Source organism: Pseudomonas sp. TE6283, assembly GCF_054060555.1.
This window is the reverse complement of the sequence record NZ_JBSSDH010000010.1, coordinates 145,207-168,025: the sequence shown is the minus strand read 5'-3', so window position 1 is coordinate 168,025 and position 22,819 is coordinate 145,207. Positions and strand designations below refer to the sequence as shown.

The window sequence follows — 22,819 nt, the reverse complement described above, 5'->3', positions numbered from 1 at the left end:
CACCTTTCGGTAGCGGGTTTTTTCAGGTCGCCGATCAATTACTTGATCTTGGCTTCCTTGTACACCACGTGCTTGCGGACGACCGGATCGTATTTCTTGATCTCGATCTTGTCCGGGGTGGTGCGCTTGTTCTTGTCGGTGGTGTAGAAGTGGCCGGTGCCGGCACTCGAAACCAGACGGATCAATTCACGCATGACGTTCTCCTTAGAACTTTTCGCCGCGAGCGCGCAGCTCGGCCAGCACTACGTCGATACCACGCTTGTCAATGACGCGCATGCCTTTGGCGGATACGCGCAGACGCACGAAACGCTTCTCGGACTCAACCCAGAAACGGTGGTGCTGCAGGTTCGGCAGGAAACGACGACGGGTTTTGTTGTTTGCGTGGGAAATGTTGTTCCCGGTTACTGGACCCTTACCAGTAACTTGACAGACTCTCGACATGACTCAGCCCTCTAAAACCACATGCCCAACCCGGCATGGGTTGGCCGCTTAATCTCTCAGTCTTTGGCGCCAGGCGCCGTGATTCTGGAGGTCTTATCGACCGTATTCGCTGACGCGACAGGCCGAGCCCCTAGAAAAGAGCGCTGCTTTATACCAGAAAGACTCTGCCACAACAACAGAAGATGAGTATTCCGGTCGGGCCGAGCGCGCCCGGGCAGCATAACGACTGGGGCGGGAAGCTGTCGACCGCCCGTCGCCGAATTAATGCGAAAGGGTGTGGTCATTTGCCCATGTCCGCACTAGGGTAGGACATTTCCTGAATTTTCCAGACTGCACCGGCAGATGGGCCACCGACCAGCCAAGGAGTCACCATGCGTGCCGCCGCCCTATCCCTCCTGTTCACCACCCTGTGCGCCGCCGGCCTGGCCCAGGCCGCACCGCTGTCGGTGTGCACCGAAGCCAGCCCGGAGGGCTTCGACGTGGTGCAGTACAACTCGCTGACCACCACCAATGCTTCGGCCGATGTGCTGATGAACCGCCTGGTCGAGTTCGATGCTGGCCTCGGCAAGGTGGTGCCTAGCCTGGCCGAAAGCTGGACGGTGTCGGCAGATGGCCTGATCTACGACTTCAAGCTGCGCCAGGGCGTGCGGTTCCACACCACGGCGTACTTCAAGCCGAGCCGCGAGCTGGACGCCGACGACGTGCTGTTCAGCTTCCAGCGCATGCTCTACCCGGCCCACGCCTGGCACAAGACCGCCCCGGGCGGCTACCCGCACGCCCAGTCGCTGCAGCTGGGCAGCCTGATCAAGGCGATCGACGCACCCGACCCGCACACCGTGCGCTTCACCCTGACCCACGCCGACGCCACCTTCCTGGCCACCCTGAGCATGGGCTTCGCCTCGATCTACTCCGCCGAGTACGCCGACAAGCTGCTCAAGGCCGGCACCCCGGACAAGCTCAACAGCCAGCCGGTGGGTACCGGCCCGTTCGTCTTCCAGCGTTTCCAGAAGGACGCGGTGGTGCGCTACCGGGCCAACCCCGACTACTTCGCCGGCAAGCCGTCCGTCGACCCGCTGATCTACGCCATCACCCCGGACGCCAACGTGCGCCTGCAGAAGCTCAAGCGCGGCGAGTGCCAGGTGGCCCTGTCGCCCAAGCCGCTGGACATCGCCGAAGCCGGCAAGGACGGCAACCTGAAGGTGGCGACCACACCGGCGTTCATGACCGCTTTCGTCGCCATCAACAGCCAGCACCCGCCGCTGGACAAACCCGAGGTACGCCAGGCGATCAACCTGGCCTTCGACAAGGCCGCCTACCTGAAGGCGGTGTTCGAAGACACCGCCACCGCCGCCAACGGCCCCTATCCGCCGAACACCTGGAGCTACGCCAAGGACCTGCCCGGCTATGCCCTGGACCAGAAGAAGGCCAAGGCGCTGCTGGCCAAGGCCGGCCTGGCCAAGGGCTTCGAAACCACGATCTGGACCCGCCCGGCGGGCAGCCTGCTCAACCCCAACCCCAGCCTCGGCGCGCAGATGCTCCAGGCGGACCTGGCCAAGGTCGGCATCAAGGCCGAGATCCGCACCATCGAATGGGGCGAGCTGATCCGACGTGCCAAGGCCGGCGAGCACGACCTGTTGTTCATGGGCTGGGCCGGCGACAACGGCGACCCGGACAACTTCCTCAGCCCGCAGTTTGCCTGCGCGGCGGTCAAGTCCGGGACCAACTTCGCGCGCTTCTGCGACAGCCGCCTGGACCAGTTGATCAATGCCGGGCGCACCACCAACGACCAGAGCGTGCGCAGCCGCCTGTACCAACAGGCGCAGACGTTGATCCAGCAGCAAGCGCTGTGGCTGCCGCTGGCGCATCCGACGGCGGCGGCGCTGCTGCAAAAAGGGGTCGAGGGTTATCAGGTGAGCCCGTTCGGGCGGCAGGATTTCAGCAAGGTCTCCGTCAGCCGTTGAGGCCGCATCGCGGTGCGCCGATGCGACTTGCCCCGCGATGACTAACCTGCCAACCACCCATGCTCGAGCATCGACAACGGCTCGCCATCGCCGACGATGACATGGTCCATCACCCGCACATCGATCAGCGCCAGCGAGCGTTTGAGCATCAGCGTCAGATGCACGTCATCCTGGCTCGGCTCGCAATTGCCCGACGGATGGTTATGGCAAAGGATCAGTGCCGCCGCGTTGTGCAGCAATGACCGGCGCACGACCTCGCGGGGATAGATGCTCGCGCGGTCGATGGTGCCGCGGAAGAGAATCTCGAACGCCAACGGTCGGTGTTTGGTATCCAGGAACAGGCAGCCGAACACCTCGCTGGTCTCGTGCCGCAGCATGGACTTCAGATAACGCCTCACCGAGGCCGGGCTCTCCAGGACCGAGGCACGCTCGATGTGTTCGTCCAGATAGCGCCTGCCGATCTCCAGCAATGCCTGCAACTGCGCATACCGTACCGGCCCCAGGCCTGGCTCGCGCAGCACCTTGGTCCGGTCCGCCTCGAGGAACTGCCGAAGCCCGCCAAACTTCGCCAGCAGGCCACGAGCGAGATCGAGCACATTGCGCCCGGCAACCCCCGACCCCAGCAGCACGGCCAGCAATTCCGCGTCCGAAAGGATCGACGCCCCGCGCTGCAACAGCTTTTCCCTCGGCCGCTCCTCAGCCGGCCACTCCCTGATGTTCATTTCCCCTCCTCGCCTGCCACTACGGCCCATTTGGGCGCTGTGTTAATCTAGTTCGCTTCGAAAATGCGACGATCTGCCGCAGGCAGCTATCGTCGCCACCCGCTTTCACTGGAATAAGGCAAGGCCTATGCAGCGGTTGTATCGCAAGCGCATCGTTCTCGGCGTGGGTGGCGGCATCGCCGCCTACAAGAGCGCCGAGCTGATTCGCCGACTCCTGGAACACGGCGCGCAGGTGCGCGTGGTCATGACCCGTGGTGGCGCCGAGTTCATCACCCCGCTCACGCTGCAAGCACTGTCCGGCCACCCGGTGCACATGGACCTGCTCGACCCCGCCGCCGAAGCGGCCATGGGCCATATCGAGCTGGCCAAGTGGGCCGACCTGGTGCTGATCGCCCCGGCCACCGCCGACCTGATGGCGCGCCTGGCCCAGGGCATGGCCGACGACCTGCTGACCACCCTGGTGCTGGCCACCGACGCCACCGTGGCCGTCGCCCCGGCGATGAACCAGGCCATGTGGCGCGACCCGGCCACCCAGGCCAACCTCGAGCTGCTCAAAAGTCGCGGCATCCAGGTGTTCGGCCCGGCCTCTGGCAGCCAGGCCTGTGGCGATGTCGGCCTGGGCCGCATGCTCGAGGCCACGGACCTGGCCTGGTGCGCCGCCGAGAGCTTCAAGCGCCAGGCCCTGACCGGCAAGCACGTGCTGATCACCGCCGGGCCGACGCAAGAGAACATCGACCCGGTGCGCTACATCACCAACCATAGTTCAGGAAAGATGGGCTTCGCCCTGGCCGAGGCCGCCGCCGAAGCCGGGGCCCGGGTGACCCTCGTCACCGGCCCCGTGCACCTGCCGACGCCCGACCGGGTCACCCGCATCGACGTGGTCAGCGCGCGGGACATGCTCGCGGCCTGCGAGGCGGCCATGCCCTGCGACCTGTTCATCGCCTCGGCTGCGGTCGCGGACTACCGTCCGGAAGTCGTCGCCCCACAGAAGCTCAAGAAGGATCCCACCACAGGCGACGGCATGCTGCTGCAGATGGTGCGCAATCCCGATATCCTTGCGACCATTGCCGGACGGCCTGATCGCCCGTTCAGCGTGGGCTTCGCCGCCGAGACCGAGCACCTGCTCGACTACGCCACGCGCAAGCTCAAGGACAAGAACCTCGACCTGATCGTCGCCAATGATGTGGCCAACCCCAGCATCGGCTTCAACAGCGAGGAGAACGCCCTGACCGTGATCGACCGCCAGCAGCACCAGACCCTCTTCGCGCAGACCAGCAAGGGCAAGATCGCCCGCCAGCTGGTTGCCTTCATCGCCGAACGGCTCAACCAGGTTCAATAAGTTACATGCACGCTCTTCAAGCCAAGATCCTCGACCCACGCCTGGGCACCGAATTTCCCCTGCCGCAGTACGCCACCCCTGGCTCCGCCGGCCTGGACCTGCGCGCCCTGCTCAAGGAGGACACCGTCCTCGAGCCGGGCCAGACCCTGCTGATCCCCACCGGCCTGTCGGTGTACATCGGCGACCCGGGCCTGGCGGCCATGATCCTGCCACGCTCGGGCCTGGGCCATAAGCACGGCATCGTGCTGGGCAACCTGGTCGGCCTGATCGACTCGGACTACCAGGGCGAGCTGATGGTCTCCTGCTGGAACCGCGGCAACACGCCGTTCACCATCACCGTCGGCGAACGCATCGCCCAGCTGATCCTGGTGCCGGTGGTGCAGGCGCACTTCGACATCGTCGAGCAGTTCGACGAGACCCAGCGCGGTACCGGCGGCTTCGGCCACTCCGGCACCCGCTGAGCCGACAGCAGACCGCTCGGGCCATGGATGGCGAACTCTCTGGCGAAACCGCCGTCCAAGCGTTCAGTTTGCGCTTGCCCAGAAGCCTTTGACTTATGGAGTCCCCAGAGATGAACGACATGGCCCAGCTGGTCCCCGCACTGCCCGACAGCATCTTCCGCGCCTATGACATCCGGGGCGTGGTCGGCAAGACCTTGCATGCCGAGACCGCCTACTGGATCGGTCGCGCCATTGGCGCCCAGACCCTCGCCCAGGGCGAACCACAGATTTCGGTCGGCCGTGATGGCCGCCTGTCCGGCCCGATGCTGGTCGAGCAACTGATCAAGGGCCTGGCTGACGCCGGTTGCCAGGTCAGCGATGTCGGCCTGGTGCCGACCCCGGCGCTGTACTTCGCCGCCAACGTGCTGGCCGGCAAGTCGGGGGTGATGCTCACCGGCAGTCACAACCCGTCGGACTACAACGGTTTCAAGATCGTCATCGCCGGCGACACCCTGGCCAACGAACAGATCCAGGCCTTGCTGACGCGCCTGAAGACCAACGACCTGACCCGCGGCGAAGGCCGTGTGGAAAAGGTCGAGATCCTCGACCGCTACTTCCAGCAGATCACCGCCGACGTGAAGCTGGCCAAGCGCCTGAAAGTGGTGGTCGACTGCGGCAACGGCGCCGCCGGCGTGGTCGCCCCGCTACTGATCGAGGCCCTGGGCTGCGAGGTCATCCCGCTGTTCTGCGAGGTCGACGGCAACTTCCCCAACCACCACCCTGACCCGGGCAAGCCCGAGAACCTGGAAGACCTGATCGCCAAGGTCAAGGAAACCGGTGCCGACATCGGCCTGGCCTTCGACGGTGACGGCGACCGCGTCGGCGTGGTGACCAACACCGGCAGCATCGTCTACCCCGACCGCCTGCTGATGCTGTTCGCCCAGGACGTGCTGTCGCGCAACCCGGGCGCCGAGATCATCTTCGACGTCAAATGCACCCGCCGCCTGACCCCGCTGATCGAGCAGCACGGTGGCCGTGCGCTGATGTGGAAGACCGGCCACTCGCTGATCAAGAAGAAAATGAAACAGACCGGCTCGCTGCTGGCCGGCGAGATGAGCGGACACATCTTCATCAAGGAACGCTGGTACGGTTTCGACGACGGCATCTACAGCGCCGCGCGCCTGCTGGAGATCCTCAGCAAGGCCGGGCAGGACGCCGAAAGCCTGTTCGCCGCGTTCCCCAATGATATTTCCACGCCGGAAATCAACATTGATGTGACCGACGAGGGTAAATTCAGCATCATTGATGCACTGCAACGCGACGCCGACTGGGGCGAAGCCAACCTGACCACCATCGACGGTGTGCGGGTCGACTATCCCCACGGCTGGGGCCTGGTCCGCGCCTCCAACACCACGCCGGTGCTGGTGCTGCGCTTCGAGGCCGACAGCGCGGCAGAGCTCGACCGAATCAAGGCTGTATTCCGCACGCAGTTGCTGCGGGTCCAACCCGGCCTGCAACTGCCGTTCTGACGACTTTACGTTCCTTACCTGGAGCCCTGCATGACCCTCGATCGCGATGCCGCTTCCCATGTAGCCGAGGTTTTGTCCGAAGCACTGCCTTACATCCGCCGCTTCGTCGGCAAGACCCTGGTGATCAAGTACGGCGGCAACGCGATGGAAAGCGAGGAGCTCAAGACCGGCTTCGCCCGTGACATCGTGCTGATGAAGGCCGTGGGCATCAACCCGGTGGTGGTGCACGGCGGCGGGCCGCAGATCGGCGACCTGCTCAAGCGCCTGTCGATCGACAGCCACTTCATCGATGGCATGCGCGTCACCGACGCGGCGACCATGGATGTGGTGGAGATGGTCCTGGGCGGCCAGGTGAACAAGGACATCGTCAACCTGATCAACCGCCACGGTGGCAGCGCCATCGGCCTGACCGGCAAGGACGCGGAGCTGATCCGCGCCAAGAAGCTGACCGTCACCCGCCAGACGCCGGAAATGACCACCCCGGAAATCATCGACATCGGCCATGTCGGCGAGGTCGTGAGCGTCAACACCGACCTGCTGAACATGCTGGTCAAGGGCGACTTCATTCCGGTGATCGCACCAATCGGCGTGGGCGCCAACGGCGAGTCCTATAACATCAACGCCGACCTGGTGGCGGGCAAGGTGGCCGAGGCACTGAAGGCCGAGAAGCTGATGCTGCTGACCAACATCGCCGGCCTGATGGACAAGCAGGGCGAGGTCCTCACCGGGCTGACCACCGAGCAGGTCAACGAGCTGATTGCCGACGGCACCATCTACGGCGGCATGCTGCCGAAGATCAAATGCGCGCTGGACGCAGTCCAGGGCGGCGTCAACAGCTCGCACATCATCGACGGCCGCGTGCCGAATGCGGTGCTGCTGGAGATCTTCACCGACAGCGGCGTGGGCACCCTGATCACCAACCGCAAGCCACGCTGATCCCGCTGTAATCCTATCGCGGGGCAGGCCCGCTCCCAGGAGGGAGCAGGCCTGCCCCGCGATGCTTCACCCCCGCCCACGCAAATAGATGGCTTATAGCCATCAATCTTTGTGTTTGACCATAAAGATTCCCGGTAGACTGCCGAAACAACGTGACAGTATGTTCGTTGCGAATAGTTTCTATTTACCTGGAGATCACGCGTGAAATACGCATCACAAGGACTCGTGCTGGCAGCCGCCCTGGCTGTCGGGTCCATCGCCGGCTGTGCCACCGAAACCTCCACCGCTGTTGCCGTGCAACAGGTCGAAAGCGTCAACCGCCCCTACAGTGGCGTGCGCACGCCGATCGCCGTGGGCAAGTTCGACAACCGCTCCAGCTATATGCGCGGCATCTTCTCCGACGGCGTCGACCGCCTCGGCGGCCAGGCCAAGACCATCCTGATCACCCACCTGCAGCAGACCAACCGTTTCAACGTGCTGGACCGCGACAACATGGGCGAGATCCAGCAGGAAGCGGCCATCAAGGGCCAGGCCCAGCGCCTGAAGGGCGCCGACTTCGTGGTGACCGGTGACGTCACCGAGTTCGGCCGCAAGGAAGTCGGCGATCACCAGCTGTTCGGCATCCTCGGCCGCGGCAAGACCCAGATCGCCTATGCCAAGGTCGCCCTGAATATCGTCAACATCAGCACCTCCGAAGTGGTCTATTCGAGTCAGGGTGCCGGTGAATACGCCCTGTCCAACCGGGAAGTCATCGGCTTCGGCGGCACCGCCAGCTACGACTCGACCCTCAACGGCAAAGTGCTCGACCTGGCCATGCGCGAAGCCGTCAACAAGCTGGTGGGCGCAGTCGAAAGCGGCCAGTGGAAACCACAAGCGCAATAACAAGCACAACACGACAAGGAAGACCGTTCGATGAGCATCACCTACCCGGCCTGGCGCACTGTCGCCGGGCTGCTGCTGGGCAGCGTCCTGCTGGCCGGCTGCAATTCGCCCAAGACCCTGTACCAGTGGGAAAGCTACCAGCCCCAGGTGTACGGCTACCTCAAGGGTGACGCCAAGGAAGAGCAGGTCACTGCCCTGGAGCGCGACCTGGAGAAGATCAAGGCCAAGAACGGCGCCGTGCCGCCGGGCTACCACGCGCAGCTGGGCCTGCTGTACTCCAGCCTGGGCAAGGATGACCAGATGATCCAGCAGTTCCGTACCGAAAAAGCGCTGTTCCCCGAGTCGGCGGCCTACATGGACTTCCTGATGAGCAACGCCAGCAAGGGAGCCAAGCAATGATCAAGCGCCTGACCCAACTGATCGTCGGCGCCTGCGTGCTGGCCCTGTTCGCCGGCTGCGCCGAACGCAAGAGCATCGACTATTCGGCCTACAAGCAGAGCCGACCGAAGTCGATCCTGATCCTGCCGCCGCTGAACGAGTCGCCCGACGTCAAGGCCACCTACAGCATGCTGTCCCAGGTCACCTATCCGCTGGCCGAGGCCGGCTACTACGTGATGCCGGTGGCACTGGTGGATGAAACCTTCCGCCAGAACGGCCTGACCACGCCGGCCGATATCCACCAGCTGCCCACGGCCAAGCTGAACGAGATCTTCGGCGCCGACGCCGGCCTGTACGTGACCGTCAGCGACTACGGCACCCGCTACATGGTGCTGAGCAGCGCGACCATCGTCACCGCAAGCGCCAAACTGGTCGACCTGAAGACCGGTGCCACCTTGTGGACCGGCAGCGCCACGGCCTCCAGCGAGGAAGGCAAGCAGAACCAGGGAGGCCTGATCGGCATGCTGGTGGCGGCGGCCATCAACCAGATCATCAGCAGCGTGCAGGATGACGCCGGCTACCCGATCGCCGGGATGACCAGCGCGCGCCTGCTGACGCCCTATCCGAATGGCGGCATCCTCTACGGGCCACGTTCGCCGAAGTACGGCACAGACTGACACGAGGTACAGGCGGCCCAAGGGCCGCCTTTCTTTCGCCGCTCGGAAATCTCCTTGATGCCGTGCAGGCCAGTTACCCGAACCGCCGCTGAATAACAGGCATGAAAAAGGCGACCCTAAGGTCGCCATTTTCATGAGCCGCGAGCCGGTCAGATGCCGTACTGGGCGCGGTAGGCCTCGACCGCCGGCAGGTGCTGCTTGAGCTGCGGGTCGTCAGCCAGGAACTCCAGCACCTGGGTCAGCGAGACGATGCTCACGACCGGGATGCCGAAGTCGCGTTCGACTTCCTGGATCGCCGACAGCTCGCCATTGCCGCGCTCTTCACGGTTCAGCGCGATCAGCACGCCGGCGGCCTTGGCCTGCTGGGCGTTGATGATCTGCATGACCTCGCGGATCGCGGTGCCGGCGGTGATCACATCGTCGATGATCAGCACGTCACCGGCCAGCGGGGCGCCGACCAGGCTGCCGCCCTCGCCGTGATCCTTGGCCTCTTTGCGGTTGAAGCACCACGGCACGTCGAGCTGATGTTGTTCGGCCAGGGCCACGGCAGTGGCCGCCGCCAGGGGAATGCCCTTGTAGGCCGGGCCGAACAGCACGTCGAAGGGGATCTTGCTGTCGACGATGGCCGCCGCGTAGCAACGCCCCAGCTGGGCCAGCGCGGAACCTGTATTGAACAGGCCGGCATTGAAGAAGTACGGGCTGGTACGCCCCGATTTCAGGGTGAACTCACCGAAGCGCAGAACGCCGCGATCGATGGCAAAACGGATGAAGTCGCGCTGATACGGCTGCATGAAAGGTCCCGGACACCACGGATTTAGCTAAATGTGTTGAGCTCGGGTATCATACACGCACGAGATTTTTGGGGCCATTTATGCGGATCATCAGTGTGAACGTAAATGGCATTCAGGCTGCGGCCGAGCGTGGATTGCTCAGCTGGTTGCAAGCCCAGAATGCCGACGTCATCTGCCTTCAGGATACCCGCGCCTCGGCCTTTGAACTCGACGACCCAGCTTTCCAGCTCGATGGCTATTTCCTTTACGCCTGCGACGCGGAGGTGCCCACCCAAGGTGGCGTGGCACTGTACTCGCGCATGCAGCCCAAGGCAGTCATCACCGGCCTGGGCTTCGAGACAGCCGATCGCTACGGGCGTTATCTGCAAGCAGATTTCGACAAAGTCAGTATTGCCAGCCTGCTGCTGCCTTCGGGCATGCACGGCGACGAAGACCTGAACCAGAAGTTCAAGTTGATGGACGACTTCGCCAAGTACCTGGACAAGCAGCGTCGCAAGCGTCGCGAATACATCTACTGCGGCTCGTTCTACGTGGCGCAGCAGAAGCTCGACATCAAGAACTGGCGCGACAGCCAGCAGTCGGTCGGTTTCCTGCCGCCGGAACGCGCCTGGATGGACGCCATCGTCGGCGACATGGGCTATGTCGACGCCCTGCGCGAAGTCAGCCGTGAAGGCGACCAGTACAGCTGGTGGCCGGACAACGAGCAGGCCGAGATGCTCAACCTGGGTTACCGGTTCGACTACCAGATCCTCACCCCAGGCCTGCGCCGCTTCGTGCGCAACGCCCGCCTGCCACGCCAGCCGCGCTTCTCCCAGCATGCGCCGCTGATCGTGGACTACGACTGGACGCTGACCATCTGAGGATGGCGCACACAAAAAAGCCGACCCATGGGGTCGGCTTTTTTGTACCTATCTGATCGGTCGCCAGATCCAGGGATAGCGATACGGCTTCCCTTCGTTGGCCCTGACTGCCGCCAGGATGATCAGGATCAGCACCGCCACCATCAGCGCGGCGAACAGCACGATACCGATGAACACGAACATCAACAGCAAGCAGACGAACCCGGCGAGGGTCACGCTGATCTGAAAGTTCAGCGCCTCCTTGCCCTGGGCATCGATGAACGGATCCTGCTCACGCTTGAGGTGCCACAGCACCAGCGGGCCAAGCAGATGCCCAAGGGGCATCACCAGACCCAGCAGCGCGGACAGGTGGCAGAGCATCGCCCACTGCCGGACATCGGCGCTGGGCGGGGTGATCGGCAAGTCCACATCGCTCATGTTGCGCACCTTCCTGGCGTGTCGTCAGTCGGCCAGCGCGGCCTGCTGCAGTTCGAAGATCTCGGTCATGCCCTTCTGCGCCAGCGCCAGCATGGCGTTGAAGTCTTCTGGCTGGAACGGCGCGCCTTCGGCGGTGCCCTGCACTTCGATGAAGCCACCGGCGCTGGTCATGACCACGTTCAGGTCGGTCTCGGCGGCGGAGTCCTCGAGATAGTCGAGGTCGAGCACGGCCTCGCCCTGGTACATGCCCACCGACACCGCGGCGATCATGTGCTTGAGCGGGTTGCCGCCCTTGAGGCCGCCACGCTTCTTGATCACCGCCAGGGCGTCGCACAGGGCGACCATGGCGCCGGTGATCGAGGCGGTACGGGTACCGCCGTCAGCCTGGATCACGTCGCAGTCGACGTACAGGGTGATGTCGCCGAGCTTGCTCATGTCCAGCGCGGCGCGCAGGGAGCGGCCGATCAGGCGCTGGATTTCGAGGGTGCGGCCACCTTGCTTGCCGCGGCTGGCCTCACGCTGGTTACGTTCGCCGGTCGAACGCGGCAGCATGCCGTATTCGGCGGTGAGCCAGCCTTGGCCCTGACCTTTGAGGAAGCGGGGAACACCATTCTCGACGCTGACCGTGCAGATGACCTTGGTGTCACCGAACTCGACCAGTACCGATCCCTCGGCGTGCTTGGTGTAGTTGCGGGTAATGCGGATCGAGCGGAGCTGATCGGCGGCGCGACCACTTGGACGTTTCATCTGGGATACCTGTACCGGGACTTTGAATCTGCCGAGCATTATAGAGCCCGCCGCCCGCCGAAGGCACGCCTGTCGTCGTACCCGCGCAGCCTGTCACCTTTTCCGACAAGCCCGAGGAGGGTCGGTAGCATGGGTGGATTGGGCGCCCGGGCCGCACTGCGCTACAATCCTGCGCCTTGCAGCCGACAGGCTCCCCGTTCACCTGAATACGCGAGGTACTCCCCATGGTGCATAGCATGACCGCTTTTGCTCGTGTCGAGCGCGCTGGCAGCCAAGGCACCCTGGTCTGGGAGCTGCGTTCGGTCAACCACCGCTATCTCGAACCCCACCTGCGCCTGCCCGAAGCGCTGCGCGACCTTGAAGGCGCGGTACGCGAGGGCCTGCGCCAGGGCCTGTCCCGCGGCAAGGTCGAGTGCACCCTGCGCCTGAGCGAGGACAACGCCGGCAAGCCGTTGCAGGTCGACCGCGAGCGCGCCGCGCAGCTGGTCGCCGCCGCCGAGACCGTCGCCGGCCTGATCAAGCAGCCGGCCCCGCTCAACCCGCTGGAAGTGCTGGCCTGGCCAGGTGTGCTGGTGGCCGACGCCAGCGATCCGCAGGCGCTCAATGCCGAAGCCGTTGCCCTGTTCGACGAGGCGCTGGCCGAACTCAAGGCGGGCCGTCAGCGTGAAGGCGCCGAGCTCGCCAGGCTGATCAACGAGCGCCTGGACAGCATGGCCGGCGAAGTCGCTACCTTGCGCACCCTCGTGCCGCAGATGCTGGCCGCGCAACGGCAGAAGGTCCTCGATCGTTTCGGCGACATGAAGGCCGAGCTCGACCCGCAGCGCCTGGAGCAGGAAATGGTCCTGCTGGCGCAGAAGAGCGATGTCGCCGAAGAGCTTGACCGCCTCAGCACCCACGTCACCGAGGTGCGCCGGGTGCTCAAGTCCGGCGGCGCCGCCGGCCGGCGCCTGGACTTCCTGATGCAGGAGCTCAACCGCGAAGCCAACACCCTTGGCTCCAAGGCCTTCGACCCGCGCAGCACGCAAGCGGCGGTCAACCTGAAGGTGCTGATCGAACAGATGCGTGAACAAGTACAGAATATCGAGTAAGGCCACCCCTACCATGAATCACAGCAGCGGCACCCTCTACATCGTTTCGGCCCCGTCCGGCGCCGGCAAGACCAGCCTTGTCACGGCCCTGGTCAAGGACGACGCCAACGTGCGCGTCTCGGTCTCCCACACCACCCGCGCCATGCGTCCGGGCGAGGAGCACGGGGTGAACTACCACTTCGTCGTCCACGAGCAGTTCAAGGCATTGATCGCCCAGGGCGACTTCCTCGAGCACGCCGAAGTGTTCGGCAACTTCTACGGCACGTCGCGCAGCGCGCTGCAGGAAACCCTCGACCAGGGCTACGACCTGATCCTGGAGATCGACTGGCAAGGCGCCCAGCAGGTACGCAAGCTGATGCCCGAGGCGCGTTCGATCTTCATCCTGCCGCCTAGCCAGGAGGCCTTGCGCCAACGGCTGGATGGTCGTGGCCAGGACAGCGAGGAGATCATTGCCGGACGCATGAAGGAAGCGGTCAGCGAGATGGTGCACTACGACGAGTATGAGTACGTCATCATCAATGACGACTTCGGCGTGGCGCTGGAGGAATTGAAGGCGGTGTTCGCCTCGAATCGCCTGTTGCTGAAAAAACAGCAGGCGCGGCATGGTGAGTTGCTCAAGCAGCTGATCGGCTGAAGACCGCCGGGGCCTCTGCGAGGCCCTATCCGACCGGTCCGGCGCCCCGGCAAGGCCGCTCCTACAGGTACGGTGCAGAGTCTGAAGCTGCGCTGTACCTGTGGGAGCGGCCTTGTGTCGCGATAGGGGCGCAGAGCGCCCCCATGCGTCAGTCCTGCAACTGAATGGTCGCCTGCTGACGCAGGGTCGCCCCCAGGAAATACGCCGGCGCCCGCAGCCGCGACAGCATCATCAGCACGATCCCCAGTGCCGAGATGATCGCCGCGATCACGAACACCAGCCCCAGCCCGCCCACATGCGAGCCGCTGCCGAAGTCCGGCGAAGCGCTGTCGATCGCCGTGCGCACGAAGATCACCGACAGGATCACCCCACCCACCAGCGGGCAGACGCCGCGCATGAGGAAGTGGCGCACGCTGTCGAACAGGCTGCGGCGGAAGTACCACACGCAAGCGAACGCAGTCAGCGAGTAATAGAAGCAGATCATCATGCCCAGGGCGGTGATGGTGTCTGCCAGCACGTTCTCGCTCAAGGTACGCATGGTCACGTAGAACAGCGCAGCGGCAATGCCGGCACAGATGGTCGCGTAGCGCGGTGTCTGCGAGCGCGGGCAGACCGTGGCGAAGCGCTGCGGCACGGCGCCGTAGTAACCCATGGCGAGCAGGGTGCGCGCCGGCGAGACGAAGGTCGACTGCAGCGAGGCGGCGGTGCTGGCCAGCACCGCGATCGACATCAGGATTGCCAGCGGTCCCATGACCGGGCCGGCCAGGTGGGCGAACACGTTCTCCTGGATGCGTGGGTTGCCCAGGCCCAATCCATCCTCGCTGATCCCGGCGAACTGCAGGGTGGCGATGGCGGTGAGCAGATACAGGCCAAGGATCAGCAACACCGTCCAGGTAGCGGCCTTGCCCGGCACCTCTTCGCTACCGATCGACTCCTCGCTGACGGTCAGACACACATCCCAACCCCAGAAGATGAAGATCGACAACGATAGGCCGGCCGCGAATGCCGAGAACGACTCGACGCCGAACGGGTTGAACCAGGCAAGATCGAATGCCAGCGGTGGTGGCGCCGTGGTTTCGCCGAAGGCGGCGAACGCGAAGCCGATCAACACCAGCAACTGCAAGGCCACCAGGCCGTACTGCACGGTCATGGTGGTGGCCATGCCGCGACAGCAGATCCACACCGCCAGGGCGATGAACACGCAACAGGTGGTGACGTTGACCAGCAGGTTGTCCGCCAGCGCCGCCAGCTCCTGGTTGCCGGTGATCTGGGCCAGGAACAGGTAGAAGAAGTCCACCGCCACGCCCGCGAGGTTGGACAGCACGATGGTGGTGGCGACCACCAGCCCCCAGCCGCCGATCCAGCCGATCATCGGACCGAAGGCCCGGGCCGACCAGGTGAAGGAGGTGCCGCTGTCGGGCTCGGCGGAGTTCAGCTCGCGGTAGCCCAGGGCCACCAGCAGCATCGGCAGGAAGCCGACGATGAACACCGCCGGCAGGTGGGCGCCGACTTCGCGCACGGTCGGGCCAAGCGCGCCGGTCAGGGTGTAGACCGGCGCGATGGTGGAAATGCCCAGCACGACGCTGGCCAGCAGACCGAGACGGCCCTTGGCCAGGCCCTTGCTGCGCTGGGTGTTGCCCGAGTCGGACGCCACGTCGGGTGGGCGTCCGGCTTCTGTGTATTCATTCATGAGTCTGTGCCGTAACTATTGGAATTGTTCTCACAGGCCCGCCGTAGTGGGCCCGCTTTCACTCATTGAAAGCTCGTGGTGGGGCACGGTCATCCTGGACCTTCGGCTAACGTCAGCGTGTTTCCTGACGCACACCCTCCCGAGCAGCATGGGCAATGCAAGCCTCGCGGAACGCCTCGAACAGGCGCAGCGAAACCGGGTTTTCGGCGAAACGCCATTCAGGGTGCCACTGCACGCCGACTACAAAGCCCGGCGCATCAGGCATCGACACCGCTTCGACCAGGCCATCCGGGGCCCGTGCCTCGACGCGCAGGCCCGGGGCCAGGCGGTCGATACCCTGGCTGTGCAGCGAGTTGACCTCGAACTGCGCCGCCAGGCCCAGGCGCTCGAACAACCCGCCCGCGGTGACCGCGACGGGATGACGAGGGCCGTATTGCACCTCCAGGGGCGCGTCCTCAGGTTCGCGGTGGTCCAGGTAGCCGGGCAGTTCCTGCACGCGCTGGTGCAGGCTGCCGCCAAGGGCCACGTTCAGTTCCTGGAAGCCACGGCAGATGCACAACACCGGCACACCGGCGGCAATGGCCGCCTGCAGCAGCGGCAAGGTCAGGCGATCACGTGCAAGATCGTGCCGGGTACCTTCCGCGCTGGGGGCGCCATTGTAATGATGCGGCTCGACATTTGAAGGCGAACCGGTAAAAAGAATGCCATCGAGCCGGGCCAGCAGCGCCCGGGTGTCGCTGCCGCCATCACGCGCCGGCAGGATCAGCGGCAGCCCGGCAAAGCCCGCGGCCTCGACATACTTGTCGCCCACCGTGTGCGACGAGTTCTTTCCCACCTGCTGGCGGCAGGCGCTGACACCGATCAAGGGGACCGCAAATGCGCTCATGGGCTTACACCGTGTGCAGGTACCAGTTGTACTCGAGGTCGGAGATCGACACTTCGAACTCGGCCAGCTCGCTCTCCTTGCAGGCCACGAAGATGTCGATGTAGTCCGGGCTGATGTATTGGTTAAGGACTTCGCTGTCATCCAGCGCGCGCAGGGCGTCGCGCAGGTTGTTCGGCAGGCTCTGTTCCAGCTGTTCGTACGAGTTGCCTTCGATCGGCGCGTCCGGCTCGACCTTGTTGGTCAGGCCATGGTGGATGCCGGCGAGGATCGCCGCGAGCATCAGGTACGGGTTGGCGTCGGCACCGGCCACGCGGTGCTCGATGCGCACGTTCTCACTGCTGTCGGTCGGCACGCGGACCGCGACGGTGCGGTTGTCCAGGCCCCAGCTCGGCGCATTGGGCACGTAGAACTGGGCGCCGAAGCGGCGGTAGGAGTTGATGTTCGGGCACAGGAACGCCATCGATGCCGGCATGGTCTCCAGCACGCCGCCGATGGCGTGGCGCAGGGTCTCGCTCTGCAGCGGGTCGTCATTGGTAAAGATGTTCTTGCCGGTCTTCTTGTCCAGCAGCGAGATGTGCACGTGCAGACCGTTGCCTGCCTGGCCCGGATAGGGCTTGGCCATGAAGGTGGAGTCCATCTCATGGTCGTAGGCGACGTTCTTGATCAGGCGCTTGAGCAGGATCGCATAGTCGCAGGCCTTCAGCGGGTCGGCGACGTGGTGCAGGTTGACCTCGAACTGCGCCGGGGCGCTTTCCTTGACGATGGCGTCGGCGGGCAGGCCCTGCTCCTTGGCGGCTTCGAGCATGTCCTGCAGGCAGTCGGCATATTCGTCGAGGTCGTCGATCAGGTACACCTGGGTCGACTGCGGGCGCTTGCCCGAAATCGGCGAGCGCGGCGGCTGCGGACGGCCGTTGAGGTTGTCCTGGTCGATCAGGTAGAACTCCAGCTCGAACGCGGCGCAGATATCCAGGCCCAGGTCGTCGAACCGGCTCACCACCTGGCGCAGGACCTCGCGCGGATCGGCGAAGAACGGCGCGCCATCCAGCTCATGCATGGTCATCAGCAACTGCGCGGTCGGACGCTTCTGCCAAGGCTCGTCGCAGAGCGTGCCCGGAATCGGGAAACAGATACGGTCGGCGTCGCCGATGTCCAGGCCAAGGCCGGTGCTTTCGACGGTCGAGCCGTTGATGTCCAGGGCGAAGAGCGAGGCCGGCAGGTTGATGCCTTTCTCGTACACCTTGTGCAGGCTGGCGCGTTCGATGCGCTTGCCGCGCACCACCCCGTTCATGTCGGAGATCAGCAGGTCGACGTACTGGGTATCCGGATGGGCATCCAGGAACTCATTCATCTCGCGGGAAGAACTGGCGCACGGGGAGACCGACGTCATGGCTGTACATCCTTTGATTCGCAGCGGCGATGTGGGGAACTGCGGATGACGCCTCGAAAGGCGACGATGGTGCTGCTGTTGTTCTTTTCACTGGCCCATCGTGGGGGGCTGGTTGCCGACCGGCTGCATTGATTCCCGGGGGCCGTTTCACTATAAAATGGCCCCAACGCAACAGACATTGGCATTTCGGCAAGCAGAGCGTGCATCGATGCAATATCAGATCAACCATGCGGACCTCGCCCTGGTCCTGGCGCTGGAGCGCGGCCGGTCCCTGGCCAAGGCCGCCGAACTGCTCAAGGTCGACGTTTCCACGGTCTTCCGTTCGATCCGCCGGCTGGAATCGGCACTGGGCACTGCGCTGTTCGTCAAGAGCCGCAAGGGCTACCTGCCCACCGACACCGCCCAGGCCCTGGCCGAGCAGGCCGAGCGCGCCGAACAGGCGCTGGACGCGGCGCGCATCGCCCTGACCAGCGGCGAGCAGGTGGTCAGCGGCACCGTGCGCCTGACCTGCACCGAGGCGGTGCTGCACAGCCTGCTGCTGCCGGCGCTGGCCGAGTTCATGCCCAACTACCCGGCGCTATCGCTGGAAATGGGCACCTCCAACACCTTTGCCAACCTCAGCCGCCGCGATGCCGACATCGCCCTGCGCCTGACCAACACGCCGCCGGAACACCTCGTGGGCCGCTGCCTGGGCTCGACCTCCTACGTGGTCTGCGGCCTGCCGGTGCTGCGCGAGCGCCTGCAGGAATCGGCCGCCAGCGTGCCATGGATCGCCCCCGACGACTCCATGCAGGACCACGCCACGGTGGTCTGGCGCAACCAGCATCACCCGGGACTGATTCCGCGCTACCAGTGCAGCGGCATGTCGACCATCGCCCAACTGGTGACCACCGGCCTGGGCGTGGCGGCACTGCCTGACTACATGGTCCACGACTTGCCCGGCGTCGAGGCGCTGAGCGGCCCGCTGCCCGGCTGCGACACCCAGCTGTGGCTGCTGACCCGCCCCGATTGCCGTGCCCTGCGCTCGGTGCAGACGCTGTTCGAGGAGCTGACCCCGCGCCTGCGCGACGCAATGTTGCGTTAACGCGTCAGGGGCGGTTGTGTCGGCGATGGACGGCAGGCTATTGTCGGGCATCGGCGGTTGGCCCCAGTCGTCTGGATCCGCCCTATCGCGGGGCAAGCCCGCTCCCACGTTGCCCGTTTCGGGAACACATTGGTGGGAGCGGGCTTGCCCCGCGATAGAGGCGCCACAGGCACACCCGACAAAACAGCCCTTCCCTATTGGCTGGTGATTTTTTAAACTATCGAGTCCGCCTGCCCATTCTGGGCGCACGCCTACCGCATTTGCTACTGAGGAAGACCATGGCCCGCGTAACTGTTGAAGACTGCCTGGAACACGTGGATAACCGCTTTGAGCTGGTCATGCTCTCGACCAAGCGCGCCCGCCAGCTGGCTACCGGCGGCAAAGAGCCACGCGTTGCGTGGGAAAACGACAAGCCGACCGTCGTCGCCCTGCGTGAAATCGCCGAAGGCATCGTCACGCCAGAGTTCATCGCCGCCGAAGAGATCGTCACCGAGGATCCGGTATTCGCCGCGTTCGAGGACGAGAACAACGAGGCCGTCTGATTGATGCCCAGTCGACACCGTGCGGCGCAAGGCCCTCTTCTTCAGCAAGAGGTGAAACCATGCCGGGTATAGAAGCCCTCGCCGAACGGCTGTCGACTTACCTGGGCCCCGAACAGGTCAACCTGGTTCGCCGGGCCTACTTCTACGCCGAGCAGGCCCACGATGGCCAGCGCCGCCGCAGCGGCGAGCCCTACGTGACCCATCCGCTGGCGGTAGCCAGCATTCTCGCCGACATGCACATGGACCATCAGAGCCTGATGGCGGCCATGCTGCACGACGTGATCGAAGATACCGGCATCGCCAAGGAAGCCTTGAGCCAGCAATTCGGCGAGACCGTCGCCGAGCTGGTCGACGGGGTCAGCAAGCTGACCCAGATGAACTTCGAGACCAAGGCCGAGGCGCAGGCTGAGAACTTCCAGAAGATGGCCATGGCCATGGCACGCGACATCCGCGTGATCCTGGTCAAGCTGGCCGACCGCCTGCACAACATGCGCACCCTGGAAGTGCTGTCCGGCGAAAAACGCCGACGCATCGCCAAGGAAACCCTCGAGATCTACGCCCCCATCGCCAACCGCCTGGGGATGCACACCGTGCGCGTCGAGTTCGAGGACCTCGGTTTCAAGGCCATGCACCCGATGCGTTCGTCGCTGATCCACCGGGCGGTCAAGAGCGCGCGGGGCAACCGCAAGGAAATCGTCGCCAAGATCGAGACCTCGCTGGCCAACTGCCTGGCCGCCGATGGCATCCAGGGCGAGGTCAGCGGCCGGCAGAAACACCTCTATGGCATCTACAAGAAGATGCGCGGCAAGCGTCGCGCCTTCACCGAGATCATGGACGTGTACGCCTTCCGCATCATCGTCGACAAGGTCGACACCTGCTACCGCGTGCTCGGCGCCGTACACAACCTGTACAAGCCACTGCCGGGCCGGTTCAAGGACTACATCGCGATCCCCAAGGCCAACGGCTACCAGTCGTTGCACACCACGCTGTTCGGCATGCACGGCGTGCCCATCGAGATCCAGATCCGCACTCGCGAAATGGAAGAGATGGCCAACAACGGCATTGCCGCGCACTGGCTGTACAAGTCCAACGAGGAAGAGCAGCCCAAGGGCAGCCACGCCCGCGCCCGCCAGTGGGTCAAGGGCATCCTCGAGCTGCAGCAGCGCGCCGGCAACTCGCTGGAGTTCATCGAGAGCGTGAAGATCGACCTGTTCCCGGACGAGGTCTACGTCTTCACCCCCAAAGGCCGGATCATGGAGCTGCCCAAGGGCTCCACCGCCGTCGACTTCGCCTACGCGGTGCACACCGACGTCGGCAACAGCTGCATCGCCTGCCGCATCAACCGCCGCCTGGCGCCGCTGTCCGAGCCGCTGCAGAGCGGCTCCACCGTCGAGATCGTCAGCGCTCCGGGCGCCCGGCCGAACCCGGCCTGGCTCAACTTCGTGGTCACCGGCAAGGCCCGCACGCACATTCGTCATGCCCTCAAGCAACAGCGCCGCTCCGAGTCCATCAGCCTCGGCGAGCGCCTGCTGAACAAGGTGCTGACCGGCTTCGACAGCAGCCTGGAGAAGATCCCCCAGGAGCGCATCCAGTCGATCCTCGCCGAGTACCGCCTGGAACTGCTCGAGGACCTGCTCGAGGACATCGGCCTGGGCAACCGCATGGCCTACGTGGTCGCCCGCCGCCTGCTGTCCGCCGAAGGCGAGCAACTGCCGGCACCGGAAGGCCCGCTGGCGATCCGCGGTACCGAGGGCCTGGTGCTCAGCTACGCCAAGTGCTGCACCCCGATCCCGGGCGACCCTATCGTCGGCCACCTGTCGGCCGGCAAAGGCATGGTCGTGCACCTGGAAGACTGCCGCAACATCAGTGAAGTCCGCCACAACCCGGAGAAGTGCCTGCAGCTCTCCTGGGCCAAGGACATCACCGGCGAGTTCAACGTCGAGCTGCGCGTCGAGCTGGAACACCAGCGCGGCCTGATCGCGCTGCTGGCCAGCAGCGTCAACGCCGCCGACGGCAACATCGAGAAAATCAGCATGGACGAACGCGACGGCCGTATCAGCGTGGTCCAACTGGTGGTCAGCGTGCACGACCGTGTGCACCTGGCCCGCGTGATCAAGAAGCTGCGCACCTTGACCGGCGTGGTCCGCATCACCCGGATGCGTGCGTAGTCCGCCAACCGCAAGGAGTCATCATGAGCAAGACCGTCATCACCAGCGACAAGGCCCCTGCCGCCATCGGCACCTACTCGCAAGCGATCAAGGCTGGCAACACCGTGTACATGTCGGGCCAGATCCCGCTCGATCCGAAGACCATGGAACTGGTCGAAGGCTTCGAAGCCCAGACCGTCCAGGTGTTCGAGAACCTGAAGTCGGTGGCCGAAGCCGCTGGCGGTTCGTTCAAGGACATCGTCAAGCTGAACATCTTCCTCACCGACCTGAGCCACTTCGCCAAGGTCAACGAAATCATGGGCCGTTACTTCGAACAGCCTTACCCGGCCCGCGCCGCCATCGGCGTCGCCGCGCTGCCGAAGGGTGCCCAGGTCGAGATGGACGCCATCCTGGTCCTCGAGTGATGCTCCCGGTGACGGGCATCAAGCCCGTCACCACCCTCTCCTGCCCCAAGGTTTCCCCCATGCGCCACGCATTGCCTATCGCGCTGGCAGCCCTGCTCCTGGGCGGCTGCGCCAGCCACAAACCCGAAGACTTCAACGGCACCTGGATCAACCAGGCCGCCATCGACGCCGCCCGCAAAGGCACCAGCCTGCGCCAGGCTCTCGACGCCCAGGGCCCGGTGTTCGAGTGGAAGATCGACGTCAAGAACCAGCAGGCCAGCTTCAGCAATGGCTTCGAGGCTGCCGACGGGCGCCTGAGCGCCAACGAGAAAGACTGGCAGGTCAGCTTCGAAGGTGGCCTGGTCGAACAGCTCAAGCTCGACGGCGACGAGTTGCTGGCGATCGACCCGTCCGGTCACCAGCAAACCTTCGTGCGCAGCGAAGGCCCACAGAACACGCCGCTGGGTGGCAGCTTCGAGAAGGCGCTGTACCAGCAATACCTGGGCGGCGACTGGAAGATCGTCGAAGGCCAGGGCAAGGGCGCAGTGGTGCGTTTCAGCGACACCGGCAACGTTACCGGCCTGCCTGGCCCTGACCGCTTCGCCCTGTGCCTGGCGGGCGACTGCGCGACCATGGGCGATGGCAACGACAGCCTGTGGCTGGAGCGCAACCAGCGTGGCGCGCCATGGATCTTCAAGCGCGACGGCGACACCTTGGAGATCTTCCAGGCGGTGAACCGCGCCCAGCCGGATGAAATGCCGCAACTGGCCGCCGGTGCGCGGCAGTGGGTGCTGGAAAAGGATTAGCCAACATCGCGGGGCAAGCCCGCTCCCACGA

General features: G+C 64.7%; 24 protein-coding genes and 1 pseudogene. 16 read left to right on the top strand and 9 right to left on the bottom strand.

The window, feature by feature from the left end:
- Nucleotides 1-38: 38 nt before the first annotated feature.
- Both rpmG and rpmB read right to left on the bottom strand, forming a co-directional pair.
- Nucleotides 39-194, bottom strand: coding sequence for a 50S ribosomal protein L33 (gene rpmG, locus ACVWZ5_RS15680; protein WP_003253507.1), 156 nt, complete (start codon nt 192-194; stop codon nt 39-41).
- 10 nt (nt 195-204) lie between these two features.
- On the bottom strand, nt 205-441 hold the full coding sequence (gene rpmB / locus ACVWZ5_RS15675; protein WP_003258972.1) for a 50S ribosomal protein L28: 237 nt from the start codon (nt 439-441) through the stop codon (nt 205-207).
- 371 nt (nt 442-812) lie between these two features.
- Here rpmB and ACVWZ5_RS15670 point away from each other — a divergent pair, with 371 nt between their 5' ends.
- Nucleotides 813-2,402, top strand: a complete 1,590-nt coding sequence (locus ACVWZ5_RS15670; RefSeq protein WP_457340722.1) for an ABC transporter substrate-binding protein — start codon at nt 813-815, stop codon at nt 2,400-2,402.
- A gap of 41 nt (nt 2,403-2,443) precedes the next feature.
- Here the strand turns inward: ACVWZ5_RS15670 and radC are convergent, their stop codons facing one another.
- On the bottom strand, nt 2,444-3,124 hold the full coding sequence (radC, locus tag ACVWZ5_RS15665) for a RadC family protein (RefSeq protein WP_062575598.1): 681 nt from the start codon (nt 3,122-3,124) through the stop codon (nt 2,444-2,446).
- Nucleotides 3,125-3,251: 127 nt separating this feature from the next.
- On the opposite strand from radC, the gene coaBC reads away from it, so the two are divergent.
- From coaBC to ACVWZ5_RS15630, 7 genes and pseudogenes are all read left to right on the top strand, one after another.
- Nucleotides 3,252-4,463, top strand: a complete 1,212-nt coding sequence (gene coaBC / locus ACVWZ5_RS15660) for a bifunctional phosphopantothenoylcysteine decarboxylase/phosphopantothenate--cysteine ligase CoaBC (protein WP_062575599.1) — start codon at nt 3,252-3,254, stop codon at nt 4,461-4,463.
- Between the two features lie 5 nt (nt 4,464-4,468).
- Nucleotides 4,469-4,924, top strand: a complete 456-nt coding sequence (gene dut / locus ACVWZ5_RS15655) for a dUTP diphosphatase (RefSeq protein ID WP_062575600.1) — start codon at nt 4,469-4,471, stop codon at nt 4,922-4,924.
- A 134-nt stretch (nt 4,925-5,058) separates the two neighbouring features.
- Nucleotides 5,059-6,432 (top strand): annotated as a pseudogene (locus ACVWZ5_RS15650) (phosphomannomutase/phosphoglucomutase); the annotation flags it as partial.
- A gap of 30 nt (nt 6,433-6,462) precedes the next feature.
- Complete coding sequence (gene argB, locus ACVWZ5_RS15645; RefSeq protein ID WP_028689938.1) at nt 6,463-7,368, top strand: acetylglutamate kinase; 906 nt, start codon at nt 6,463-6,465, stop codon at nt 7,366-7,368.
- 201 nt (nt 7,369-7,569) lie between these two features.
- On the top strand, nt 7,570-8,250 hold the full coding sequence (locus ACVWZ5_RS15640; protein ID WP_028689939.1) for a CsgG/HfaB family protein: 681 nt from the start codon (nt 7,570-7,572) through the stop codon (nt 8,248-8,250).
- Between the two features lie 30 nt (nt 8,251-8,280).
- A complete protein-coding gene (locus ACVWZ5_RS15635; protein ID WP_028689940.1) occupies nt 8,281-8,649 on the top strand; it encodes a DUF4810 domain-containing protein in 369 nt (122 codons plus the stop codon).
- On the top strand, nt 8,646-9,305 hold the full coding sequence (locus ACVWZ5_RS15630) for a DUF799 domain-containing protein (protein WP_028689941.1): 660 nt from the start codon (nt 8,646-8,648) through the stop codon (nt 9,303-9,305). The genes ACVWZ5_RS15635 and ACVWZ5_RS15630 overlap by 4 nt, the downstream gene beginning before the upstream one ends.
- Before the next feature lie 149 nt (nt 9,306-9,454).
- Here the strand turns inward: ACVWZ5_RS15630 and pyrE are convergent, their stop codons facing one another.
- Nucleotides 9,455-10,096, bottom strand: coding sequence for an orotate phosphoribosyltransferase (gene pyrE / locus ACVWZ5_RS15625; protein WP_011536401.1), 642 nt, complete (start codon nt 10,094-10,096; stop codon nt 9,455-9,457).
- Nucleotides 10,097-10,176: 80 nt separating this feature from the next.
- On the opposite strand from pyrE, the gene ACVWZ5_RS15620 reads away from it, so the two are divergent.
- On the top strand, nt 10,177-10,956 hold the full coding sequence (locus ACVWZ5_RS15620) for an exodeoxyribonuclease III (protein ID WP_028689942.1): 780 nt from the start codon (nt 10,177-10,179) through the stop codon (nt 10,954-10,956).
- Between the two features lie 48 nt (nt 10,957-11,004).
- Here ACVWZ5_RS15620 and ACVWZ5_RS15615 read toward each other — a convergent pair whose 3' ends face one another.
- Both ACVWZ5_RS15615 and rph read right to left on the bottom strand, forming a co-directional pair.
- Complete coding sequence (locus tag ACVWZ5_RS15615) at nt 11,005-11,373, bottom strand: DUF4870 domain-containing protein (protein ID WP_062575602.1); 369 nt, start codon at nt 11,371-11,373, stop codon at nt 11,005-11,007.
- Between the two features lie 24 nt (nt 11,374-11,397).
- Nucleotides 11,398-12,120 carry a ribonuclease PH gene (rph, locus tag ACVWZ5_RS15610; protein ID WP_009681991.1) on the bottom strand — a complete coding sequence of 241 codons (723 nt, stop codon included), beginning with the start codon at nt 12,118-12,120 and terminating at the stop codon, nt 11,398-11,400.
- 224 nt (nt 12,121-12,344) lie between these two features.
- Between rph and ACVWZ5_RS15605 the strand changes: the two genes are divergently transcribed.
- Together ACVWZ5_RS15605 and gmk are read left to right on the top strand one after the other, a co-directional pair.
- Entirely contained in the window at nt 12,345-13,208 is an 864-nt protein-coding gene (locus ACVWZ5_RS15605) for a YicC/YloC family endoribonuclease (protein ID WP_028689944.1), read from the top strand.
- A gap of 13 nt (nt 13,209-13,221) precedes the next feature.
- Nucleotides 13,222-13,842, top strand: coding sequence for a guanylate kinase (gmk, locus tag ACVWZ5_RS15600; protein ID WP_280071015.1), 621 nt, complete (start codon nt 13,222-13,224; stop codon nt 13,840-13,842).
- 148 nt (nt 13,843-13,990) lie between these two features.
- On the opposite strand, the gene ACVWZ5_RS15595 is transcribed toward gmk, so the two are convergent.
- The 3 genes from ACVWZ5_RS15595 to ACVWZ5_RS15585 all read right to left on the bottom strand — a co-directional run bounded on the left by ACVWZ5_RS15595 (nt 13,991) and on the right by ACVWZ5_RS15585 (nt 17,805).
- Nucleotides 13,991-15,532 (bottom strand): APC family permease, encoded by a 1,542-nt coding sequence (locus tag ACVWZ5_RS15595; RefSeq protein WP_062575605.1) that lies wholly within the window; start codon nt 15,530-15,532, stop codon nt 13,991-13,993.
- Nucleotides 15,533-15,644: 112 nt separating this feature from the next.
- Nucleotides 15,645-16,418, bottom strand: a complete 774-nt coding sequence (locus tag ACVWZ5_RS15590; protein ID WP_062575606.1) for a gamma-glutamyl-gamma-aminobutyrate hydrolase family protein — start codon at nt 16,416-16,418, stop codon at nt 15,645-15,647.
- A gap of 4 nt (nt 16,419-16,422) precedes the next feature.
- On the bottom strand, nt 16,423-17,805 hold the full coding sequence (locus tag ACVWZ5_RS15585; RefSeq protein ID WP_062360114.1) for a glutamine synthetase family protein: 1,383 nt from the start codon (nt 17,803-17,805) through the stop codon (nt 16,423-16,425).
- Nucleotides 17,806-18,013: 208 nt separating this feature from the next.
- Between ACVWZ5_RS15585 and ACVWZ5_RS15580 the strand changes: the two genes are divergently transcribed.
- The 5 genes from ACVWZ5_RS15580 (at nt 18,014) to ACVWZ5_RS15560 (ending at nt 22,788) form a co-directional block, all read left to right on the top strand.
- Nucleotides 18,014-18,889 (top strand): LysR family transcriptional regulator, encoded by an 876-nt coding sequence (locus ACVWZ5_RS15580; RefSeq protein WP_028689949.1) that lies wholly within the window; start codon nt 18,014-18,016, stop codon nt 18,887-18,889.
- A gap of 278 nt (nt 18,890-19,167) precedes the next feature.
- Nucleotides 19,168-19,431: a DNA-directed RNA polymerase subunit omega gene (gene rpoZ / locus ACVWZ5_RS15575; RefSeq protein WP_008091595.1), complete on the top strand. Its 264-nt coding sequence runs from the start codon at nt 19,168-19,170 to the stop codon at nt 19,429-19,431.
- A 59-nt stretch (nt 19,432-19,490) separates the two neighbouring features.
- Nucleotides 19,491-21,599, top strand: coding sequence for a bifunctional GTP diphosphokinase/guanosine-3',5'-bis pyrophosphate 3'-pyrophosphohydrolase (gene spoT, locus ACVWZ5_RS15570; RefSeq protein WP_028689950.1), 2,109 nt, complete (start codon nt 19,491-19,493; stop codon nt 21,597-21,599).
- 23 nt (nt 21,600-21,622) lie between these two features.
- Entirely contained in the window at nt 21,623-22,003 is a 381-nt protein-coding gene (locus ACVWZ5_RS15565; protein ID WP_028689951.1) for a RidA family protein, read from the top strand.
- 59 nt (nt 22,004-22,062) lie between these two features.
- Nucleotides 22,063-22,788 (top strand): hypothetical protein, encoded by a 726-nt coding sequence (locus ACVWZ5_RS15560; protein ID WP_084942339.1) that lies wholly within the window; start codon nt 22,063-22,065, stop codon nt 22,786-22,788.
- Nucleotides 22,789-22,819: the final 31 nt, after the last annotated feature.

Bases quoted from the DNA above. Each gene is read 5' to 3' on its own strand.
- rpmG (WP_003253507.1), bottom strand. From the start codon at position 194: ATGCGTGAATTGATCCGTCTGGTTTCGAGTGCCGGCACCGGCCACTTC.
- rpmB (WP_003258972.1), bottom strand. From the start codon at position 441: ATGTCGAGAGTCTGTCAAGTTACTGGTAAGGGTCCAGTAACCGGGAAC.
- ACVWZ5_RS15670 (WP_457340722.1), top strand. From the start codon at position 813: ATGCGTGCCGCCGCCCTATCCCTCCTGTTCACCACCCTGTGCGCCGCC.
- radC (WP_062575598.1), bottom strand. From the start codon at position 3,124: ATGAACATCAGGGAGTGGCCGGCTGAGGAGCGGCCGAGGGAAAAGCTG.
- coaBC (WP_062575599.1), top strand. From the start codon at position 3,252: ATGCAGCGGTTGTATCGCAAGCGCATCGTTCTCGGCGTGGGTGGCGGC.
- dut (WP_062575600.1), top strand. From the start codon at position 4,469: ATGCACGCTCTTCAAGCCAAGATCCTCGACCCACGCCTGGGCACCGAA.
- argB (WP_028689938.1), top strand. From the start codon at position 6,463: ATGACCCTCGATCGCGATGCCGCTTCCCATGTAGCCGAGGTTTTGTCC.
- ACVWZ5_RS15635 (WP_028689940.1), top strand. From the start codon at position 8,281: ATGAGCATCACCTACCCGGCCTGGCGCACTGTCGCCGGGCTGCTGCTG.
- ACVWZ5_RS15630 (WP_028689941.1), top strand. From the start codon at position 8,646: ATGATCAAGCGCCTGACCCAACTGATCGTCGGCGCCTGCGTGCTGGCC.
- pyrE (WP_011536401.1), bottom strand. From the start codon at position 10,096: ATGCAGCCGTATCAGCGCGACTTCATCCGTTTTGCCATCGATCGCGGC.
- ACVWZ5_RS15620 (WP_028689942.1), top strand. From the start codon at position 10,177: ATGCGGATCATCAGTGTGAACGTAAATGGCATTCAGGCTGCGGCCGAG.
- ACVWZ5_RS15615 (WP_062575602.1), bottom strand. From the start codon at position 11,373: ATGAGCGATGTGGACTTGCCGATCACCCCGCCCAGCGCCGATGTCCGG.
- rph (WP_009681991.1), bottom strand. From the start codon at position 12,120: ATGAAACGTCCAAGTGGTCGCGCCGCCGATCAGCTCCGCTCGATCCGC.
- ACVWZ5_RS15605 (WP_028689944.1), top strand. From the start codon at position 12,345: ATGGTGCATAGCATGACCGCTTTTGCTCGTGTCGAGCGCGCTGGCAGC.
- gmk (WP_280071015.1), top strand. From the start codon at position 13,222: ATGAATCACAGCAGCGGCACCCTCTACATCGTTTCGGCCCCGTCCGGC.
- ACVWZ5_RS15595 (WP_062575605.1), bottom strand. From the start codon at position 15,532: ATGAATGAATACACAGAAGCCGGACGCCCACCCGACGTGGCGTCCGAC.
- ACVWZ5_RS15590 (WP_062575606.1), bottom strand. From the start codon at position 16,418: ATGAGCGCATTTGCGGTCCCCTTGATCGGTGTCAGCGCCTGCCGCCAG.
- ACVWZ5_RS15585 (WP_062360114.1), bottom strand. From the start codon at position 17,805: ATGACGTCGGTCTCCCCGTGCGCCAGTTCTTCCCGCGAGATGAATGAG.
- ACVWZ5_RS15580 (WP_028689949.1), top strand. From the start codon at position 18,014: ATGCAATATCAGATCAACCATGCGGACCTCGCCCTGGTCCTGGCGCTG.
- rpoZ (WP_008091595.1), top strand. From the start codon at position 19,168: ATGGCCCGCGTAACTGTTGAAGACTGCCTGGAACACGTGGATAACCGC.
- spoT (WP_028689950.1), top strand. From the start codon at position 19,491: ATGCCGGGTATAGAAGCCCTCGCCGAACGGCTGTCGACTTACCTGGGC.
- ACVWZ5_RS15565 (WP_028689951.1), top strand. From the start codon at position 21,623: ATGAGCAAGACCGTCATCACCAGCGACAAGGCCCCTGCCGCCATCGGC.
- ACVWZ5_RS15560 (WP_084942339.1), top strand. From the start codon at position 22,063: ATGCGCCACGCATTGCCTATCGCGCTGGCAGCCCTGCTCCTGGGCGGC.